General features: G+C 66.7%; 16 protein-coding genes. 5 read left to right on the top strand and 11 right to left on the bottom strand.

Going from position 1 to position 20,717, the window contains the following annotated elements; all coding sequences use genetic code 11:
- Positions 1-43 precede the first annotated feature (43 nt).
- Genes MRB47_RS04610 through MRB47_RS04585 form a run of 6 tightly spaced genes read right to left on the bottom strand, consistent with a single transcriptional unit; the run spans position 44 to position 9,974 of the window.
- On the bottom strand, positions 44-6,124 hold the full coding sequence (locus MRB47_RS04610) for an Hpt domain-containing protein (RefSeq protein ID WP_252102029.1): 6,081 nt from the start codon (positions 6,122-6,124) through the stop codon (positions 44-46).
- Positions 6,125-6,170: 46 nt separating this feature from the next.
- Positions 6,171-8,435 (bottom strand): methyl-accepting chemotaxis protein, encoded by a 2,265-nt coding sequence (locus MRB47_RS04605; protein ID WP_252102028.1) that lies wholly within the window; start codon positions 8,433-8,435, stop codon positions 6,171-6,173.
- A 21-nt stretch (positions 8,436-8,456) separates the two neighbouring features.
- Positions 8,457-8,984, bottom strand: coding sequence for a chemotaxis protein CheW (locus MRB47_RS04600; protein ID WP_011806673.1), 528 nt, complete (start codon positions 8,982-8,984; stop codon positions 8,457-8,459).
- A gap of 16 nt (positions 8,985-9,000) precedes the next feature.
- On the bottom strand, positions 9,001-9,366 hold the full coding sequence (locus MRB47_RS04595; RefSeq protein WP_011806674.1) for a PleD family two-component system response regulator: 366 nt from the start codon (positions 9,364-9,366) through the stop codon (positions 9,001-9,003).
- An 11-nt stretch (positions 9,367-9,377) separates the two neighbouring features.
- Positions 9,378-9,770, bottom strand: coding sequence for a PleD family two-component system response regulator (locus MRB47_RS04590; RefSeq protein WP_015914196.1), 393 nt, complete (start codon positions 9,768-9,770; stop codon positions 9,378-9,380).
- A 51-nt stretch (positions 9,771-9,821) separates the two neighbouring features.
- On the bottom strand, positions 9,822-9,974 hold the full coding sequence (locus tag MRB47_RS04585) for a rubredoxin (RefSeq protein WP_011806676.1): 153 nt from the start codon (positions 9,972-9,974) through the stop codon (positions 9,822-9,824).
- 115 nt (positions 9,975-10,089) lie between these two features.
- On the opposite strand from MRB47_RS04585, the gene MRB47_RS04580 reads away from it, so the two are divergent.
- From MRB47_RS04580 to MRB47_RS04570, 3 genes are all read left to right on the top strand, one after another.
- Positions 10,090-11,034, top strand: coding sequence for a hydroxymethylpyrimidine/phosphomethylpyrimidine kinase (locus tag MRB47_RS04580; RefSeq protein WP_011806677.1), 945 nt, complete (start codon positions 10,090-10,092; stop codon positions 11,032-11,034).
- Positions 11,018-12,322 (top strand): glutamate-1-semialdehyde 2,1-aminomutase, encoded by a 1,305-nt coding sequence (hemL, locus tag MRB47_RS04575; protein WP_015914198.1) that lies wholly within the window; start codon positions 11,018-11,020, stop codon positions 12,320-12,322. The genes MRB47_RS04580 and hemL overlap by 17 nt, the downstream gene beginning before the upstream one ends.
- 181 nt (positions 12,323-12,503) lie before the next feature.
- Complete coding sequence (locus MRB47_RS04570; protein WP_252102027.1) at positions 12,504-14,264, top strand: alkaline phosphatase D family protein; 1,761 nt, start codon at positions 12,504-12,506, stop codon at positions 14,262-14,264.
- A gap of 88 nt (positions 14,265-14,352) precedes the next feature.
- Here the strand turns inward: MRB47_RS04570 and MRB47_RS04565 are convergent, their stop codons facing one another.
- The 4 genes from MRB47_RS04565 to dusB all read right to left on the bottom strand — a co-directional run bounded on the left by MRB47_RS04565 (position 14,353) and on the right by dusB (position 17,796).
- Entirely contained in the window at positions 14,353-14,817 is a 465-nt protein-coding gene (locus tag MRB47_RS04565) for a c-type cytochrome (RefSeq protein WP_252102026.1), read from the bottom strand.
- Positions 14,818-14,836: 19 nt separating this feature from the next.
- Entirely contained in the window at positions 14,837-16,438 is a 1,602-nt protein-coding gene (purH, locus tag MRB47_RS04560; RefSeq protein WP_088888382.1) for a bifunctional phosphoribosylaminoimidazolecarboxamide formyltransferase/IMP cyclohydrolase, read from the bottom strand.
- 82 nt (positions 16,439-16,520) lie between these two features.
- Positions 16,521-16,754: a Fis family transcriptional regulator gene (locus tag MRB47_RS04555; protein WP_011806682.1), complete on the bottom strand. Its 234-nt coding sequence runs from the start codon at positions 16,752-16,754 to the stop codon at positions 16,521-16,523.
- Positions 16,735-17,796 (bottom strand): tRNA dihydrouridine synthase DusB, encoded by a 1,062-nt coding sequence (gene dusB / locus MRB47_RS04550; RefSeq protein WP_252102025.1) that lies wholly within the window; start codon positions 17,794-17,796, stop codon positions 16,735-16,737. Before dusB ends, MRB47_RS04555 begins: the two co-directional genes overlap by 20 nt.
- A 169-nt stretch (positions 17,797-17,965) precedes the next feature.
- Here dusB and MRB47_RS04545 point away from each other — a divergent pair, with 169 nt between their 5' ends.
- Positions 17,966-18,499 carry a YqaA family protein gene (locus tag MRB47_RS04545; protein WP_252102024.1) on the top strand — a complete coding sequence of 178 codons (534 nt, stop codon included), beginning with the start codon at positions 17,966-17,968 and terminating at the stop codon, positions 18,497-18,499.
- A 22-nt stretch (positions 18,500-18,521) separates the two neighbouring features.
- On the opposite strand, the gene MRB47_RS04540 is transcribed toward MRB47_RS04545, so the two are convergent.
- Entirely contained in the window at positions 18,522-19,493 is a 972-nt protein-coding gene (locus MRB47_RS04540; protein WP_252102023.1) for a LysR family transcriptional regulator, read from the bottom strand.
- A 202-nt stretch (positions 19,494-19,695) separates the two neighbouring features.
- Between MRB47_RS04540 and MRB47_RS04535 the strand changes: the two genes are divergently transcribed.
- A complete protein-coding gene (locus MRB47_RS04535) occupies positions 19,696-20,709 on the top strand; it encodes a tripartite tricarboxylate transporter substrate binding protein BugE (protein WP_252102022.1) in 1,014 nt (337 codons plus the stop codon).
- Positions 20,710-20,717 lie beyond the last annotated feature (8 nt).

Raw genomic sequence — 20,717 nt, 5'->3', positions numbered from 1 at the left:
CGTGCAGCCTGCCGGGCCTGGGTGACGCTGGACTGCGTCGCCGTCAGGCGGTCACTGCCTCCGTGTTCAGGCTGGCGTAGTGGCGCACCAGGCTCATCAGCTCCTCGTCGGAGTAGGGCTTGCCCAGGTAGTGGTTCACGCCGAGTTCCATCGCATGGTCGCGGTGCTTCTGCGCAATGCGCGAAGTGATCATGATGATCGGCAGGTCCTGCAGCGCAGCGTCGGAGCGGATGTTGCGCGCGAGGTCAAAACCGTCCATGCGCGGCATCTCGATGTCGGACAACACGACCGCGGGGCGCTCTTCCTGCAGGCGCTCCAGCGCCTGCAGGCCGTCGGCCGCCAGGGCCACGCGGTAGCCTTCGCGCTGCAGCAGGCGCTGCGTGACGCGGCGCACGGTGATCGAGTCGTCCACCACCAGGATCAAGGGCACCTGCTGCACCGGCACCAGCAGCGAAGCGGCGGGCGTGCCGCCCTCGGCAGCCACCACCGCGCCGGCTTGGTCCACCGCCGGTGCGTGCGTGGCCGCGCGCACCTGGTCGCCGTACACCGTGGCCAGCGCCACCGGGTTGTAGATCAGCACCACGGTGCCCGAAGCCAGCACGGACATGCCCGCGAGGCCTGGCAGACGCGACAGCTGCGGCCCCAGGTTCTTCACCACGACTTCCTGGTTGCCCAGCACTTCGTCCACGTGCATCGCGATGCGCTGAGACGCGCTGCGCAGGATCACCACGGGGCGGCTCTTGCCCGTGACCTCCGTGCTGCGCGAGGACGACTGGAGCAATGCACCCGCCCAGTAGAAGGGCAGATCCTCCAGGCCATCCGAGAAGGTATGGCTGGCGTAGGCAGCGTCGAGCTCCGTGCCGGAACTACGGCGCACGATCTCCACCAGGTTGGCTGGCACGCCGATGGTCAGGTTGCCCGCGCGCAGCATCACCACCTGGGTCACCGCTGTCGTGAGCGGCAGCACCATGCGGAAGGACGTTCCCTTGCCCGCCTCGGTAGAGGTCTCGATACGGCCACCCAGGGCATTCACCTCCGAGCGCACCACGTCCATGCCGATACCACGGCCGGAAAGGCCCGTGATCTCCGACGCCGTGGAGAAGCCCGGCATGAAGATCAGGTTGGCCGCCTCGCCATCGCTCAGCTGCGCATCGGGGGCAATCAACCCTTGCGCCACGGCCTTGTCCCGGATGCGGGCGATGTTCAGGCCTGCCCCGTCGTCGCGGAACGCCACCGACACGTCGTTGCCCTCGTGCCGCAAGTCGATGGAGATCGAGCCCACAGGAGCCTTGCCGGCAGCAGTGCGCGTCTCGGGTTCCTCGATGCCGTGCCCCACGCAGTTGCGCAGCAGGTGTTCGAAAGCAGGGGTCATGCGGTCCAGCACGCCGCGGTCCATTTCGATGGAACCGCCCGAAATGTCCAGCTTGATCTGCTTGCCGGTTTCCTTGGATGCCTGGCGCACCACCGCATAGAGGCGTTCCGAGATGCCCTCGAACTCCACCATGCGCGTGCGCAGCAGGTCGCGCTGCAACTCACGTGCCTGGCGGCCCTGGGCGATCAGATCGTCTTCGGCGTCTTCCATCGCACGTTGCATGTTGCGCTGCACGGTGGCCACGTCGTTGACCGACTCCGCCATCATGCGCGTCAGTTCCTGAACGCGGGTGAAGCGGTCGAATTCCAGCGGATCGAAGCCCGCCGCCATGTCCTTGGACAGGGCCAAGCGGGACTGCATCTGTGATTCCGCCTGTACCTCGATGTCACGCAACTGCTGGCGCAGGCGCTCCAGGTTGCCCGACAAATCGGTCAGCGAACTGCGCAGTTGCGACATGCGCACGTCCAGCCGCGAACGCGCGATCATCACTTCGCCCGCCTGGTTCACCAGCCGGTCGAGCAACTGCGAACGTACGCGCACGGAATGCCCACCTGCCGCGCGCAGGGGGGCCGGCGCAGGGGCTGCACCCAACGGCGCACGCAACGCAACGGGCGGAGCGAGCGGCAGGGAAAGCCCTGGCGCGGGAGCGGATTGGACCACCTCTGCGTCCTGTCCATGCTCAGCGGCCGGTGCCACCGGCTCCGCTCCAGTTGCGCGCAGCGCGTCGAAACTCGTCTGCAAAGCGTCGAAGTTGACCAGCAAGGGCTCAATGTCTGCGGCCGCCACGGTTTCCGTGTCGATCTGCTCCACGGCCGTTTCCATGCGGTGCGCCATTTCGCCAAGCCGCATCGCGCCTGCCAGGCGCGCACTGCCCTTGAGGGTGTGCAGGGCGCGCAGCAGTTCGCTGCGTGCGCCCAGGTTCTCCGGCCGGGACGACCACTGGCGCAACGCCCCACCCAGCGTGGGCAACAGTTCGACCGCTTCTTCCTCGAAAATGGGGAACAGATCGGGGTCGATGTTGTCCAGCGCATCGATGTCGTCATCGATATCGACGGTGGTGGACACGGCAGGCGCGACAGTATCGCCCATCACGCGATCGCGGCCTACGGGGAGCGTAGGCGCCACCACGGGCGATGGGGCAGTCGGCTCGTCGACGGCCGTCGCATGCGCGGTGCCCTGAGGCGTTGCCGGCGCCGGCTCCAGCGTCTCGAATGCCTGTGCCTCTGCCTCGGCGAAAGCACGGTCTTCCAGCGACACCATGCCGCTGATCACTTCGGTCTGCAGGATCTCGTTGAGCTGTTCCAGCACCGAGGCGCTGGGCTCCTTCAGGAAGCCTGCGGCGAATTGGTGCAGCAGCCTCCGGATGTCCTCGGCAGCGGCGTTGAATGCCTGCGCATGCTCGGGGAGACCCTGCTGCAGCAGTTGAACATGCTGCAGCGTATGTTCCAGGGTACGCGCAAGATTGGACAGTGCCGAGAACCCGACAGTGGCAGAGCTGCCTGCCAGCGAGTGCGCCAACGCCACCGCGCTGTCCGGCAGCGGCTGGTGCAATTCCAGCGACCATTCCTGCAACGCAGTCACGAGGCGGCGCGACCATTCATCGGCCTCGTTGAGGTACACGTTGTATAACGGTATGCCGATGCGCAGGTGCTCGATGACCTTGACCGCTTCGTCGACCGCTTCCTCCACCGGACCGTCCGTCCCAGCCACGGTTTCGGCGGCTTGCGCAGACTGTACGTCCGCCGCTGGCTCCTCGTCCAGGATGAACTCGGGTTGGACGCCATCCGTGCCGATAAAGAATGTCTCGTCCTGCCGCACCGCGGATGCGTTATCCGCCAGCTCCGCCACCGTGTCAGCCGCTACTGTTGAAGCGGGTTCGCCGACGTCCTGTGCTGGCGCATCGGTGGCTTGCAGCGCAGCCTCGAACAGCGAGAAATCCACCTCCTCCGTCACCGTCTCGGGAGCTGCGGGCACCTCCTCCACCGGCAACACGGCCTGGTCGGCCTCATCCACATCGATGAAGGTGTCGACAAAGTCGCCGCCCACTTCCTCATGGCCCGCCGTCGCGTCCTGAGACGGCACGTCGACATCCGGCAGCACCAGATCAAACTCCAGCGCGGCAGCGTTGGCGTGGGCGTCAACCGCTTCGAGCGGTGCAGGCGGTTCAATGGCAAATGCTTGTGGTTCGGCCGCGGGCTCCGGAAGGTCTGGTACCGACAACACGGGCTCGTCAGACAGCAGCGGTTCTGCGGGCACTTGCGGCGCCACGGCCGCAGTGGTGTCCGCGGAATCGGAGGAGGGCACGCCCAGTGGCAGCAGCGTGCCATCCGTGCGCATCGCATCCGCCGCAACCCGGAAGGCTTCGGCCTTCCACGGGTCCGCAGCTCCTGCTGCGATGTCATCGGCCCATCGACCGAAGGCGCCCAACGCCTCGGAGGAGAGTTGCAGCAGCGCTTCCTTGATGGGTTTTTGCTCGGCCAGCCAGGCATTGAGCGTCTGCTCCATGGACCACGCGGCTTCACCAAATTCGTTCAGCCCCACCATGCGCGAGCTACCCTTGAGGGTATGGAAGGCCCGCCGCAGCGTGGTCTGCTCGCTCAGGTCACCCGGTGCAGCACGCAGCGCGTCAATGGCCGACAAGCCGGTGGCGACAACTTCGCGCGCCTCTTCCAGGAAGATGTCGAGCAGTTCATCCTCGCCATCGTCCTCCGGCAGGGCTGCGGCAGCGACGTTGCTCGAAGGAACCACTGGAAGCGCGGGCTCTTCCGGAGCGCCCACCGCCGAAACGGCGCCTTCCGACGTCGCCGCGTCCACGTCAAGCAGCGAAAAATCAATGTCCGCCAGTGCAGACGGCGTGGCGCTCTCGACCACAGCCGCAGCCGCGGGTTCGGGTGCGTCGGGGAATGGGAGCTCCAACGCGGGCACGGCTGGCGCTTCCTGATCATGCGCGCCCGGATGAGGCAGTTGCGCACGCGCCCGCCCCATGAGGACACGCAACTCGCCCAGCTCTTCGTCGTAAACGAAGAGCTTGCGCGCCATGGCACGCTGGTAGCTCAGCATGTCGATGAGAAAGCCCAGCGCTCCCAGGCTGTTGCCCAGTTTCTCGAAAACCTGCGGGCGCTCTTCCTCGGGCAGGTCGTTGGTCAGCATGCGCTCGACCGTGTCGCGCATGCGCACCACGGCCAAGGAGGCCTGATCCAGTCCCAGCACGGACAGCACGCCGCGCATCTGCTGCAAGCTGCCAGGCACGGAGGCAAGCAGGGTCATGTCTTCCGGGCTGCGGAAGAACTGGTCCATGGACTTCTCTGCCTCTGCCAGAGTCGCACGCAGTTCACCGACCACGCTACCCATGGTCTGGTGGTCACTGACGCGGCGATACAGCTCTTCCATCCAGGGTTCAAGAGGTTGCGATTCCCCGCCGGCAACCACGCTGTCCAGTCGCTCGGACAGCCGCGCAGCTCGCTCCGCCATGTACTGCTGGGCGGCATCCAGCTCCTCGAAGGACGCCTGCAGATACAGCACAGAGGTGGCCACTTCCATGGCCAGCGCTGCCGAAGGAGGCTCGCCCGACCGTGTGGTGGCCTCCAGGGCACGCGTCAGGGCCAGTGCCAGGCTTTCGCTGTCCGGGTGCAGTTTGCGCAATGAATCGCACACCAGGCTGAACTGGTCCGCTGCCGGTTTGAGCTTGTTGCGGTCTCCACCCGCAAGTGCGGACCAGGTTTCCGTGGCCGCGGCAATGCGCTTGCGCGCCTGCGCAAGAATGGCAGGGTCGAAAAGACCGAAGCGCGGCTGGTCATAGTCCACCGGCTGATAACGATTCAAATCAAACGCCCGCCGCACGGCCGTCAGCACCGGCATGTGGGAAGCTGCTTCCGCCGTCGCAGGCACCACGGCCTGGGCGCAGAAGAACAGAAGATCCTGCACCAGACGGTCGCTGATCGCCGTGTCCCCCTTGGCCAGGGTGGCGTATTGCATCAGCACGCGCGAAGCGACGCGCTTGGCATACAGGTCCGGATTGAGTGCCTGCTGCGCCAGCGCCTCGAAAAAGCCTGCGCAGATCTTCCAGAAAGCGCGGGCCTGGCGGTCGGTCTGCGCCGCGGCGAAGCCCAGGCAGGTTGTCTGCATGTCTGCAGCGGCGCCCGGGTCCGCATTCTTCACCAGCCGCAATACCGCGCTGTCCAGCCGCGCACGCGCTTCCGAGCCATAGGGCAGCGGCGCAGCGGCAACCGGCACGTCAGGATCATGGAAGCGCCGCTCCACGGGCCACAAGTCCGCTGGATGCACCCGCTCGCCCCCCGCCAGCGTCTGCGCCTCGCGGTACTGGGGAAACAGCGCCACCGGCGACACGGACTTGCCTGCGAGCACATGCTCCAGGTATTCGATCAAGGCAAAGCTGGCGCGCTCGATGACGGCCGCTGCATCATCGCTGCAGGTCTCCGGCCGCTGAACGAACCGCTGGACCGCCGTTTCCATGGCGCGCAACACCAGGGCCGGAGGCGCCATGCCCACCATCTCCAGCGCGCCGCTGGCCTGGTGGAGTTGCTGGCGTGCGATGCGCAAGGGCGCCGCGTCCAGTGAGGCAAGATCGGACTCCCGCGCTATCTCGGCATCGCGCACGAAACGGCGCATGGCCTTGACGGCACCATCCAAGGATTTGCGCAGTTCATCGAGCACCCATGCGAGCGGCCCAAGATCCTGCTCGCCCTGGGCCCAATCGGCGCCCTGTGCGTTTGCGGCGTCAACAGATGACATGGATTCGTCCCCGGCTGATCCGGAGCAAGTTCGTTAATGGAAGACGTCAGGCAATCTTGAATCGCGCCACCGACTGGCGCAGTTCCTCGGCCACGTGAGACAGTTCACGCACCTGCTGCGCAGTCGTACGGGTACCTTCTCCGGTCTGCTCCGTCACCGCAAAAATATGCTGGATGTTGTCTGCCACGCCGTTGGCGAGGTCCGCTTCGCGGGAGGCTGACGATGAGATCTGCTCAATCAGCTCGGCCAGCCGCCGCGACACGCGGTCGATCTCCGAAAGCGCCGTTCCTGCGCTGTCCGACAGACGCGCTCCTTCCACCACGCCCTGGGTGGAACGCTCCATAGCGGCCACCGCGTCCTGGGTGTCGGTCTGAATGGCCTTCACGAGCGCCGAGATCTGGCGCGTGGCGTCTGCGGAGCGCTCCGCGAGACGCTGCACTTCTTCCGCCACCACCGAGAAGCCGCGACCGGCTTCACCGGCGGAGGCAGCCTGGATGGCCGCGTTCAGAGCTAGCACGTTGGTCTGCTCGGTAATGTCCGAGATCAGCTCGGTGATTTCGCCAATCTCCTGGGATGACTCGCCCAGGCGCTTGATGCGCTTGGACGTATCCTGGATCTGGTCGCGGATGGCGTTCATACCACCGATGGCGTTTTGCACGGCCTGCAGACCCTGGTCGGCGGCCTGCAGCGACTGGCGGGCCACCGAGGCGGATTCCTGCGCTTGCGAAGACACGTCGTTAATACGCCTTGCCATCTCGAGCACCGAACGGCCCGTTTCACGGATTTCTCGCAGCTGCTCGGTGGACGCTGCGAGCAGCTCCGTGGAGGTGTTGTCCACCATGGCCGTCGTCTGCGCCACCCGGGTTGCCGTCTTCTGCACGCTGCCCACCAGTTGGCGCAGTTCTTCCACCGTGTAGTTCACCGAGTCGGCGATGGCGCCCGTGATGTCCTCCGTCACGGTGGCTTCCTGCGTCAGGTCCCCTTCAGCGACCGATTGCAGTTCGTTCATCAGTCGCAGAATGGCCGCCTGGTTGGCGTCGTTGATGCGCTTGGCTTCCTGTTCCTGGCGCTTGGCATCACGCTGCTGCGCTTCGGCCGTGGCTTGGCGGCTGCGGCTGTCCAGCAGCTGCACGCGCGAAATACCCACGCCGCACAGCAGCACGAAGATACCGGCCACGGCGAGCGCGGCGAACTGGCCCGCCCCCATGCCCGATTGTGCCGACAGCTTGCTTTGCAGACCTTCCAGTTGACGGCGCAGCGGTTCGCTGTCTGCCAGGATGGCCGATTGCGCCTCACGTGCGGATACCAGACCCTGGAGGTTGCCCAGGATGGCGCCGGCTTGCGTACGCATCTGCTCATACAGCTTGATGAGCGACTCCAGTTGCTCGCGGGTTTGGGCGTCGCGGGTGGCAGCCAGGCGGAGGTCGGCGCTACCGTCCAGCATGCCCTGTGCGATTTCCTTGAAGGAGTTCAAGTCCTTGCCCAGCAGGAACACCGCCTCGGGGCTCACGCCCTCCGTCGTTTGGAACTCGTTAGCCGACTTGCCGATACGCTGGGTCAACATCACCAGCTGGCCTGCGGCAGAAATCTCGGAGGCCGGCGCATTTTGCTGAAGCTTCAGGGACGAAACCGTCTCCGCGATCTCCAGCAGGTCCGAGGACTGGCGGTTGATGGTACGCAGAGCGTCGCCCACCTGCGTCAGGATCTTCTGCTGACCCATCACCACGCCCGCGTTGCGCTCGGCACGCTCCACCAACGGCGTGATGGCATCCAGTTCGGGGCGGAAAGGCTCGCCCAGTGCCTGCACATCCAGTTCGTTGTCGCCCCCGTTGAGTGCGCGCACGTTGCGCGCCAGCACGCCCGAGCTCTCCATCACGTCGGGGAAGGCCTGGGGGCTGCCCACCAAGGCCTGCGACACGGACTTTGCAAGCCGCTGCGACTGCATCAGCGACTGGCCGGTCGCCGTCAGCTGCTGCGCCGAGCGGTTGGCCTGCTGCAGAACCCAGCCGGCAATCAAGGCGAGCACCACCAAGCCAACACCCAGCAGCATCAGCAGGCGGCGCTGGTGGACGGCAGTGGTTGCGCGGCCCAGCAGAGGCAGCGAGACCAAGTCTTCATCCGCAAACTCCCCTTCGGGATATTGCGCCGCATCGCCGGGATCGCCCTGCACGCTGGCCATGCCATCGGTCTGGTACGCATCGGCAAGCAGTCCGCCCGCCGGGTGCTGCGCCAAGTCAGCGGGGTTCAGCTCAGCATCCGGGTCGGCGGGCTTGCGGTTAAACAATTTTCCAAATGGATTGACGACGGACATGGTGCTGCCTTACAGAAATAATCAAGCGCTGATGCTGAGAAAAGCGGGATGCTGGGAAAGAGCGTGCAGGTTCAATTCCTGCCAACGCGTGCCCTGTGCATCAAGATAGGTGGTGCCGAAATAGGGGGGCGCATCGGCCTCCGGCGGCTCGGAGGCGACGAAGGCCTCCATTCCCCGCAGGCCGGACAGCCGGTCCACGAGCAAGGCGGCATTCACGTCCAGCGCACCATTGAAGGCCAGCAGGCTGGATTCTGCCAAGGCCTGCTCCGTGCGCATCTGCGCGGCGCCAAGGAGGCCCGCCAGATCCACCACGCCGGTGAGCGCGCCACGCAGGTTGGCCACGCCCAGGAACCACGGTTGGGTATACGGAACGGGCTGCACCCCGCCCCAGGGGAAAATCTCCCCCGATTGACCAAGGGGGAGAAGGAAATAGCGTCCGGCAGACTCCACGGCCAACCAGGACGACACGGACACACCCTCGCCTCTGGCAGCCTGCAGCCGGGCGGCAAGTCGTGTCTGTAGCTCTTTCAGGGCTTCGCGGTTAGCCATGGGTATGCAGCCGGCCTCAGTTCAGCGCGTCGATCTTGGCCTGCAGTTCTGCAGGATCGACTGGCTTGGTGATGTAGCCGCGCGCGCCCTGGCGCATGCCCCACACGCGATCGGTTTCCTGGTTCTTGCTCGTGCACATGATGATGGGCACATCCGCATACTGCGGATCGCGGGTAATAGCACGGGTCAGCTGGAAACCGTTTTGGCCGGGCATGACCACGTCCATCAGGATCAGGTCCGGCTTTTCCTCGGCCAGACGGCGAAATGCCTCTTCGGCATTCTCGGCGGTACGCACTTGCATGCCCTTTTTCTGCAGCAAGTCGGTCAGAAACATCAACTCGGTCTTCGAGTCGTCCACGACCAAAACTTTCTGAATCGGCATTACAAAACTCCTTATTGGGCATTTCCAAATTGCTGCACAGCCTGCAGCAACTGGTCTTTGGTAAATGGTTTGGTCAGATATTCCTGGCAACCGACCATGCGGCCGCGCGCCTTATCGAAAACCCCGTCCTTGGATGAAAGCATTACCACGGGCGTATCAGCAAAACGCGCGTTGCGTTTGATGATGGCGCAGGTCTGATAACCATCCAGCTTGGGCATGAGGATGTCGCAGAAAATCAGCTGAGGCTGGTAATCATTGACTTTGGCCAAGGCATCGAAACCATCGTCGGCCAATAAAACCTCGTGCCCTCCCTGCTTGAGGAAAATTTCGGCGCTGCGCCGTATGGTATTGCTGTCGTCCACCACCAGGACACGGAAGGTGGGACCGGTCGTCGTCGTAGCCAATTTCTCGCTGCTCCTGAGGAACGAAAAAACAACGCTGGCAGGAGCCGCGCCTCAAATCTCGACCATCTCGAAGTCTTCCTTGCGGGCGCCGCATTCGGGACAGGTCCAGTTCATGGGAACGTCTGCCCAGCGGGTGTTGGGGGCAATGCCGTGCTCGGGGCAGCCCGCAGCTTCGTCATATATCCAACCGCAAATCAAACACATCCAAGTTTTTGGGTCCGTCACAGCTTAAGGGGCCTTCACATAGAATGCAACGATTGTATCTAGTCATCACTGCCGGATGCAGCTTTCGTGCCACCGGTTACGCTGGCACCCACCCATGCAATCGAATACCCCTTCAGCACCCGACAGCCAAAGCTTGACGGCGGATGACAGCGAATCCACCGCCCCCACCATCTGCGTGATGGTTTTCAATGCAAACGACCCCAGCGGCGCGGGAGGATTGGCGGCCGATATTTCGGCGGTGTCCTCGGTCGGAGGGCATGTCGCGCCGGTGGTGACCGGGACCTATGTGCGTGACAGCGCCGAGATATTCGACCATTACGCCTTCGAAGACGAGACGGTCGCCGAGCAGGCCCGTGCCGTGCTGGAAGACATGCCGCTGCACGCGATCAAGGTCGGCTTCGTGGGGAGCCCCGAGAACCTGAGCGCCATCTCCGAGATCGCCGCCGACTATGCGGACGTGCCCGTCATCGCCTTCATGCCGGACCTGTCGTGGTGGCAGGACGACCTGATCGACCAGTACCACGACGCCTTCCGCGAGCTGTTGCTGCCGCAGACATCGGTATTGGTTGGAAACCACAGCACCCTGTGGCGCTGGCTGCTGCCGGACTGGGGCAGTGAGCGCCCACCCTCGGCACGCGACCTGGCCATGGCAGTCGCGGAGATAGGCGTGCCCTATTTATTGGTGACCGGCATTCCCGCGGCGGAGCGGCACATCGACAATGTGCTCGCCTCACCGCAAACGGTGCTGGGCAGCGGGCGCTTCGAACGCTTTGAAGTGACTTTCATCGGAGCGGGCGACACCCTGTCGGCCACCCTGGCGGCGCTCATTGCCACCGGCAGCGACCTGGGCGAGGCCACGAGCGAAGCGCTCACTTACCTGGACGGCTGCCTGCAGCACGGATTCCGCCCCGGCATGGGCCATGTGCTGCCCGACCGCATGTTCTGGGCCCAGCCCGACGATGAGGACACCGACGACGACGTATCTCCCTCCGCGGTCGTGGAGGGCTTCGATTTGCCACCCCATGACACACAACACTGACCTCAATCTCCCCCTTTTCGAACGTGCCAAGGCGCTCATCCCCGGCGGCGTGAATTCGCCGGTACGCGCCTTCCGCGCCGTGGGCGGCACGCCCCGCTTCATCACGCGTGCCCAGGGCGCCTACATGTGGGACGCCAACGGCCAGCGCTTCATCGACTACATCGGCTCCTGGGGACCCATGATCCTGGGCCATGGCCACCCGGCCGTGCTGGAGGCCGTGCAGAAAGCAGCCCTGGAGGGCTTCAGCTTCGGCGCGCCGACCGAGCGTGAAGTGGAGCTGGCCGAGGAAATCATCCGCCACGTGCCGTCCATGGAGATGATCCGCCTGGTCAGCTCAGGCACCGAGGCCGGCATGAGCGCCATCCGCCTCGCGCGCGGCGCCACCCGGCGCAACAAGATCATCAAGTTCAACGGCTGCTACCACGGCCATGCCGACTCGCTGCTGGTCAAGGCCGGCTCGGGCCTGGCCACCTTCGGCCACGCCACCAGCGCCGGCGTGCCGCAAGAGGTGGTGCAGCACACCCTGGTGCTGGAATACAACGACGTGGCCCAACTGGAGGAGGCCTTCACGCTGCACGGCCCCGACGTCGCCTGCGTGATCATGGAGCCCATCGCCGGCAACATGAACTTCGTGCGCGCCAGCGTGCCCTTCATGCGCCGCGCGCGCGAGCTGTGCACGCAGCACGGCGCGTTGCTGGTCATCGACGAGGTCATGACCGGCTTTCGCGTGGCGCTGGGCGGGGCGCAAAGCCTGTACGCCCAGGCCATCCCGGGCTTCAAGCCGGACATCACCGTGCTCGGCAAGGTCATCGGTGGCGGCATGCCGCTGGCGGCCTTCGGCGGCTCGCGCGCCGTGATGGAGCAGCTTGCGCCGCTGGGCCCGGTCTACCAGGCGGGCACGCTGTCGGGCAACCCGGTGGCCACGGCCTGCGGACTGGCCACGCTGCGCGAGATCGCCAAGCCCGGTTTCTACGACGCCCTGGGCGCTCGCACCCGCGCCCTGATCGACGGCCTCGCGGGCGCGGCCAGCGCTGCGGGTGTGCCGTTCTGCGGCGACACCCAGGGCGGCATGTTCGGCTTCTTCCTGCTGCCGCAACTGCCGCAGAACTACCCCGAGGTGCTCAACACCGACGGCATGCGCTTCAACACGCTGTTCCACGGCCTGCTGGACGGCGGCGTCTACATTGCCCCGGCGCTCTACGAAGCCGGCTTTGTGAGTGCCGCCCACACCGAGCAGGACATCGCCGACACCGTGGCCGTGGCGCGCGACGTGTTCCAGAAGCTATAGTTTTCATAGCTTCCAGCGCTTGATGGGAAAGCGCTGGAGGCATAACACGTGCTTATTCGCCCGCATCCATCCCTGCGGGTGACCGGCGGATGGGCGCACTGACGCGTGCGCGACGGTGGTTCATGAAACCGTCATCCCTTGCTGCGAGCCTTGGCGGTTCATCACCTTTCACCCGCCCGCCATGCAGCGACACGACGATTCCAAGCCCCTCACCAACCTCCTGCAGGCTGCGCACGCCAGCACCCCGCACGCCGCAGACGGCGGGCGCCGCCGTTTCGTGCGGCAGATCACGCTGGGCGCCGCCGCGCTGGGCACCCTGCCCCTGGCGGCCTGTGGCGGCGGCGACGATGACGCACCCGCCGTACAGTTCGCGCACGGCGTGGCCAGCGGCGACCCGCTGGCCGACCGCGTCATGCTCTGGACGCGCGTCACGCCGCCCGCCGACTTCAGCGCCGAGATCCCCGTGCAGTGGGAGGTGGCCAGCGACGCCGCCTTCGCCAGCATCGTGGCGCGCGGCGAGGTGCGCACCAGCGCCGCGCGCGACTACACGGTCAAGGTGGACGCCACGGGCCTGAAGCCCGCCACCGTCTACCACTACCGCTTCAAGGCCTTCGAGGCCACCTCGCCCACGGGACACACCCGCACCCTGCCCACGGGCAGCGTGGCCCAGGTGAAGCTGGCCGTGTTCTCGTGCGCCAACTACCCGGCCGGCTACTTCAACGTGTACGCCGACGCCGCCCGGCGCGGCGACCTGGACGCCACCGTGCACCTGGGCGACTACCTTTACGAATACGGCCAGGGCGGCTACGCCTCGGGCAACGCGGCGGCGCTGAGCCGCCTGTCCCAGCCGGCCAACGAGATCCTGAGCCTGGCCGACTACCGCACGCGCCATGCCCAGTACCGGACCGATGCCGACCTGCAGGCGCTGCACGCCGCCGCGCCCATGATCGCCGTGTGGGACGACCACGAGATCGCCAACGACACCTGGATGAACGGCGCGGAAAACCACCAAGCCGCCGAAGGCAGCTTCGCCGCGCGCAAGGCCGTGGCGCTGCAGGCGTACCACGAGTGGATGCCCACACGCAACGCGCAGCCGGACGTCATCTACCGCAGCTTCGCCTTCGGCAACCTGCTGGCGCTGCACATGCTGGACACGCGCGTGGTGGGACGCGATGCGCAGGTCGACTACGCCGCCTTCTTCAAGCCCGGCGGCTTCGACGCAGCGGGCTTCACCACGGCCGTGGGCAATCCCGCGCGCCAGTTGCTGGGCACCGCGCAGACGCAATGGCTGCAGCAGCAGATGGCCGCCTCCAGCGCCACCTGGCAGATGCTGGGCCAGCAGGTGCTGATGGGCCGCATGAACATCCCCGCGCCCATCCTCATGGAAACGCTGCAGCTGGGCAGCGGCGTGACGGTGTCGCGCTACGCGGCCATCGTCGCCAAGGCGCGTACGGCGCCCGCCACGCTCACGCCGGAGGAGCAAGCCATCCTGGCGCAGCCCTCCATCCCCTACAACCTGGACGCGTGGGACGGCTACCAGGCCGCCCGCGAGACGGTGCTGGGCATGGCCCGCGCGATGAACAAGAACCTGGTGGTGCTGGCGGGCGACACGCACAACGCCTGGGCCAGCGAGCTGAACGACATGAACGGCAACCCCGTGGGCGTGGAGTTCGCCACCTCGTCGGTGAGCTCGCCCGGCTTCGAGGAATACCTGCCCAATGAGAACCCGGCCACGCTGTCGGCGGCGCTGCTTCAGCTGGTGGAGCCACTCAAGTACTGCGACACCGCGCGCCGCGGCTACATGGTGGTGACCGCCACGGCCACCGAATGCCGTGCGCAGTGGGTGTACGTGAACACCATTACCAGCCGCCAGTTCACCACCAGCGCCGAGACCACGCTGGCCGTACAGGCCGGCACGCCGGGCCGCCTGCTGAAGGTGTGAGCGGGACGGCGCAAGCGGTGCCGCCGTCCAAGCGAGGGTTTACAGCGTTTTCTGACTCTAACGCCCGTCCAATAAGCGCTAACAGCTATTAATTCAATAGCACACCACCCTCGGCGGGCGGCAGCGTCAACAGCCACTGCGCCATCTGCAGGGCCTGCGCCTCGGTGATCTGGGGATGGCGCGGCATCAGCGTGCGGCCCCATACGCCCACGCTGCCCTCGCGGATCCTGTCGGCCAGGTACGCGGCCGCATCACTGCGGCCGGCGTAGCGCGCGGCGATCTGGCGAAAGCCCGGGCCTACGGCGTGCCGCTCCAGGCCATGGCAACGCAGGCAATCCGATGCCTCGACCAGCGCGCGGCCCGCGGCCCGTTCCGGGTGCGCCTGCTGGGCGGCGTCCAGCGCCTGGGCTGCGGGCCCCGGCTGCAGGATGCGCCAGCCCACGTTGAGCACGCCCAGCACCACCAGCACCATGAACACCACCAGCGCCCAGCCCAGCCAGCGGGGCCGGGGCGGCGGTGTGTCGTCGTGCAGCGGGTCTGGGTCCACCGGCATGCGGCGTGGTCAGCGCGTGTCAGTGACGGAAGTGGCGCACGCCCGTGAAGACCATGGCCACGCCGCGCTCGTTGGCCGCGTCGATGACCTCCTGGTCGCGCATGGAACCGCCGGGCTGGGCCACGCAGGTCGCGCCCGCGTCGACCACCACGTCCAGCCCATCGCGGAACGGGAAGAAGGCGTCGCTGGCCACCACGGTGTTCTGCAGGGACAGGCCCGCGGCCTGCGCCTTGATGCTGGCGATGCGCGCCGAATCCAGCCGGCTCATCTGGCCCGCACCCACGCCCATGGTCATGCCGCCCTTCACGAACACGATGGCGTTGCTCTTGACGTACTTGGCCACCTTCCAGGCGAACAGCAGGTCCTGCATCTCTTCCTGCGTGGGCTGCTTGAGGGTCACCACCTTCACATCGGGCAGTTGCAGCTCATGGTTGTCGGCCGTCTGCAGCAGCAGGCCCGAGCCCACACGCTTGGCGTCCATCAGGTTGCGGCCCTGCTCCCACGCCGTGGCACCGCCGGAGGCAGGCAACGCGATCTTCATCAGGCGCACGTTGGCCTTGGCCTTGAACACCTCCAGCGCCTCGGGCGTGAAGTCGGGCGCCATCAGCACTTCAACGAACTGCTTGGCGATCTGCTGCGCGGCCGCGCCGTCCACGGGGCGGTTCAGCGCGATGATGCCGCCGAAGGCGCTCGTCGGGTCGGTCTGGAAGGCCTTGCTGTAGGCCTCGAGCGCGCTCGTGCCCACGGCCACGCCGCAGGGGTTGGCATGCTTGACGATCACGCAGGCCGGCAGCTTGAAGCTCTTGACGCATTCCCAGGCCGCGTCGGCGTCGGCGATGTTGTTGTATGAGAGTTCCTTGCCCTGCAGCTGCACGCCGGTGACGATGGAGCCGGGCGCGGGGTGCAGGTCGCGGTACAGCGCGGCCTGCTGGTGGCTGTTCTCGCCGTAGCGCAGGTCCTGGATCTTGGTGAAGATGCCGTTGCTCTGGCCGGGGAACAGCGCGCGTTCGGGCACGTAGCTCTCGGACAGCTTGGCCTCGTCGAACTGGATGGACGACAGGTAGTCGCTGATGGCGCCGTCGTACTGCGCGATGCGGTTGAACGCCGCCACCGACAGCGCGAAGCGCAGCTTGTCGGACAGCTTGCCAGCGGCCTTCAACTCGCCCAGCACCGCGTCGTACTGGTCGGCCGAGGTGACCACGCCCACGTCCTTCCAGTTCTTGGCAGCGCTGCGCACCATGGCGGGGCCGCCGATGTCGATGTTCTCGATGGCGTCGGCCAGCGTGCAGCCGGCCTTGGCCACCGTGGCCTCGAACGGGTACAGGTTGACCACCAGCAGGTCGATGGTGTCGATGCCGTGCTCCTTCAGCGCCGCCATGTGCGCAGGCAGCTCGCGGCGCGCCAGCAGGCCGCCATGCACCTTGGGGTGCAGCGTCTTCACGCGGCCGTCCAGCATCTCGGGGAACTGCGTGACCTCGGCCACCTCGGTGACGGGCAGGCCGCTCTCGGCCAGCAGCTTGGCGGTGCCGCCGGTGGACAGCAGGCGGATGCCCAGCGCATGCAGTGCCTGGGCAAATTCGACGATGCCGGTCTTGTCGGAGACGGAGAGGAGTGCGTTCATGGGGGACTCGTGATGGTTTTGATGAAATCGGGCTGTAGCGCTTGATGGGCAAGCGCCACCAGCTATTCTTTTAGAAGCAACATCAGAGCAGCTTGTGCTCCACCAGCTTCTTGCGCAGCGTGTTGCGGTTCAGCCCCAGCCATTCGGCGGCGCGGGACTGGTTGTTGTCGGCGTGGCTCATCACCACCTCCAGCAGCGGCTTTTCCACCAGGCGCACGACCATGTCGTACACGCCGTCGGGCGTCTCGCCGCCCAGGTCGCGAAAGTAGCCCTGCAGGCTCTCGCGCACGCATTGTTCAATGTTGTTCCGGCTCATGCTCTGTTTCCCTCAGGGGCGGGACCGCGTCGGTGCCGTCGTGTGCGGACGGCAGCCGGTCCATCTGCGCGCCCAGCGCGCTGAAGAAATCGGCCACCGCCTGCCACTGCGCCGCGCAGTCCTCGATGGTGTTGATGTGTTGTCGCAGTGCCTCGCCGCCCGGCAGCGCGCGCACATACCAGGCGATGTGCTTGCGCGCGCTGCGCACGCCGCTGGCCTCGCCGTACAGGCCGTAGTGGTCCTGCAGGTGCTCCAGCAGCAGGCGGCGCACCTCGGCCACCAGCGGCGGCGCGAGGTGCTCGCCGGTGGCGAGGTAGTGGCCGATCTCGCGGAAGATCCACGGCCGGCCCTGGGCCGCGCGCCCGATCATGACCGCGTCGGCGCCTGTGGCGGCCAGCACCGCCCGGGCTTTCTCGGGCGACGTGATGTCGCCATTGGCCACCACGGGCACGCGCACCGCGGCCTTCACGGCAGCGATGGTGTCGTACTCCGCCTGGCCCTTGTACCCCTGCTCGCGCGTGCGGCCGTGCACGGTCAGCATCTGGATGCCCACGTCCTCGAAGCGGCGCGCCAGCACCACGGCGTTCTTGTGCTGCTGGCACCAGCCGGTGCGCATCTTCAGCGTGACCGGCACGCCGCGCGGTGCGCAGGCGGCCACCACGGCCTCGGCGATCTCCACGGCCAGGGCTTCGTTCTGCATCAGGGCGGAGCCCGCCCACTTGTTGCAGACCTTCTTGGCGGGGCAGCCCATGTTGATGTCGATGATCTGGGCACCGCGGTCGATGTTGTAGAGCGCGGCCTCGGCCATCATGGCCGCGTCGGTGCCGGCGATCTGCACCGCGATCGGGCCGGGCTCACCCTCGTGGTTGGCGCGGCGGCTGGTCTTGAGGCTGTTCCACAGGTCCTTGCGCGAGGTCACCATCTCGCTCACCGCATAGCCCGCGCCCAGCCGCTTGCACAGCTGGCGAAACGGCCGGTCCGTCACGCCCGCCATGGGGGCGACGAACAGGCGGTTGGCCAAGGGAATGGGGCCGATCTGCATGGACGGTACGGGCGGGCTGGGGGTGTGTGGGCGAAGGGGCGGATTCTACCTGCCCAAAATTTCAGCAACCGAAAAGCCAGCACTGCGATTGCGCATGTTGCGCCCGCGGGTGGCGACGCAGCCAGCGCACCGCTGCCCCTACACTCGCAGCCCTGCTATGGAAATCTGGATGCACCAACTGCTGGACCTGCTGGCTCTGCCCCAATTCGGCCTGAGCACGGTGTTCATCGTGGCCTTCATCTCCGCCACGCTGCTGCCCGTGGGCTCGGAGCCGGCGGTGTTCGGCCTGGTCAAGCTGAACCCCGAACTGCTCTGGCCCGCGATCCTGGTGGCCACGGCCGGCAACACGCTGGGCGGTGCGGTCAGCTGGTGGATGGGCCTGGGCGCGCACCGCGCCTGGGACGCCGCGCGCCGGCACCGCCATGCGGGCCATGCGCAGCCCCCCGCCAAGCCCGCCCGCGAACTGAGCCGCACCGAACGGCGCGCCCGCGTGTGGCTGCGCCGCTGGGGGCCCAAGACCTGCCTGCTGAGCTGGCTGCCCGTGGTGGGCGACCCGCTGTGCGCCGTGGCCGGCTGGCTGCGCATGCCGTTCTGGCCCTGCCTGGCTTACATGGCCATCGGCAAATTCTTCCGCTACGCCAGCATGACGGCCGGCCTGCTGTACCTGGTGCCGGGCGACTGGGTACGCTGGCTGCACGCCTGACCCCCGCGCCCGGCTGAGCGCCTCACCCCAGGGGATGCGCGGCACGCCACAGCTTCAGCAGGTCCTGCAGCAACGGGGGAGCCGGCTCCCGCGCATGCATCACCCCCAGGTCGGCCAGCGCCAAGGCCGCGCGGTCCACCGCCATGTCCAGAATGCGGATTCCGCCCGCCGGGCGGTCATGCGCCAGGCCGGGCACGATGCTGCGCGGCACCAGGGCCACGGCGCGCGGGTGGCCGAGCAGCCCTTCCAGCACCGGCAGCGACACGGTGGACACCGGAAACCACTGCGCCTGCGGCAGCCGCGCCAGCACCGTGTGCTCGAAGATGTCGCGCACGGCGATGTTGGAAGTCGGCAGCACCCAGCGCGCGTCCCCGAGCGCCGCCAGCGGCACGGCCTGACGCACCGCTAGCGGATGGGTGCCGGCTGCGACAACCACTGCCTCGTCGCGCAGCAGCGGCTCGAACACAAAGCTCTCGGGCAACAGCGCAGGACGTCGGCAGAACACGGCGTCCAGCCCGCCACTGATCAAAAGCGACAGCAGGCGCGGCCCCTCGCCCTCCTGCACATCCACATGCACCTGGGGCCGCAGCGCATAGAACTGCGCCAGCAACTGCGCGAGGATGGCGTGCGCGGCTGCGGGGATGGAGCCCAGCCGCAGCGCGGCCGACGCGCCCATGCGGATCGCGGCCAGTGTTTCCGACACGTCCTCCAGTTGGTTCATCACGCTGCGCACGGCGTCGATCAGCGCCTGCCCAGCCTGGGTGGGGCGGATGCCGCGCGAGTGCCGCTCGAACAGCCGCAGATCCAGCACCCGTTCCAGCTCCGCCAGCGCCTGGGTGGCGGCGGACTGGCTCATGTCCAGATGGGCGGCCGCCTTCGCGATTGAGCAGCACTGCTGCAGGGCCAGCAGCAGTTGCAACTGGCGCAGGCGTACATGCTTGGCCAGGCGTGAGAACAGCACGCGGCCTTCGGGGAAGCTATCGGATTCGCGCATAGGTTCTCCAGGTTGTCCTTAGAGACTCGGATGCTCCAGTATGCAGCCATCGGTCCTGCTTATACCTTCCTGTCAAAACGGTGCCCGCGGGCAACCGGTTTTTTCTATATTCGCGGCACATGCAATGCGTGCATGAGCAGCAACGATTCACGCATACCCCGGCGTCTGGTTTTTCGACGCTTGAACCTGAAGGACACCTCCCATGCGCAACACCCCTGTGCCCGCCCGACGCCTGAGCCTCAAGTCACTCACCCTCTCCACCCTCGCCGCGGGCGCCGCCCTCGCACTGTCCCCTGCCGCACGGGCCGCCGACGCCTATCCCAGCAAGCCCGTCAAGCTGATCGTGCCGTTCGCGGCCGGCGGTTCGACCGACATCGTGGCCCGCGTGCTGGCCGAAGGCATGCGCCAGACGCTGGGCCAGTCCATCGTGGTGGACAACAAGGCCGGCGCGGGCGGCCTGCTCGGCACGGAGGCCCTGGCCAACGCGGCAGCCGACGGCTACACCATCGGCATGGCCACGGTGAGCACCATGACCATCAACCCGCTGCTGTACACCCGCGCGGCCAACCTGGGCGCCAAGCTCACCCCCGTGGCCAACCTGGTCACCATGCCCTCCGTCTACATGGTGCACCCCAGCCTGGGCGTGAACAGTTTCGAGGCCTTCGTGGCCAAGGCCAAGGCACAGCCCAAGCAGATCAGCGGCGCCGTACCGGGGCCGGGCACGCTGGGCCACCTGATGCTGGCGTCGTCCAACGAGACACTGAAGACCGACATCCTGGTCGTGCCCTACCGCGGCAACGGCCCTGCGCTCAACGATGCGCTGGCCGGCATGGTGCAGGTGATGCCCGACCAGCTGCCCTCGTCCCTGCCCCACATCAAGAGCGGCAAGCTGATTGCGGTGGCGCTGGCCTCCGAAAGCCGCTCGCCCGAACTGCCGAACGTGCCCACCTTCAAGGAACTAGGCTACAACGACCTGAACCAGCTGGGCATCAGCTGGTTCGGCATCGTCGCGCCCAAGAACACGCCCGCCGCCATCGTCAAGCGGCTGCAGGAGGCGGCTGTCAAGGCGGCGCACCTGCCCGACGTGCAAAAGCGCCTCAAGACCCTGGGCGCCACCCCCACCGACATGGACCAGAGCCAGTTCGCAGCCCAGATCACCGCGCAGACGCAACGCCACAAGGTGCTGCTGGACAAGGCCGGCGTGAAGCCCGAGTAAGCAGGCCG

It is taken from the genome of Diaphorobacter sp. LI3 (assembly GCF_022807955.1).
GTDB classification, from domain to species: domain Bacteria; phylum Pseudomonadota; class Gammaproteobacteria; order Burkholderiales; family Burkholderiaceae_C; genus Diaphorobacter; species Diaphorobacter nitroreducens.
This window is presented reverse-complemented; position numbering and strand designations above follow the sequence as displayed.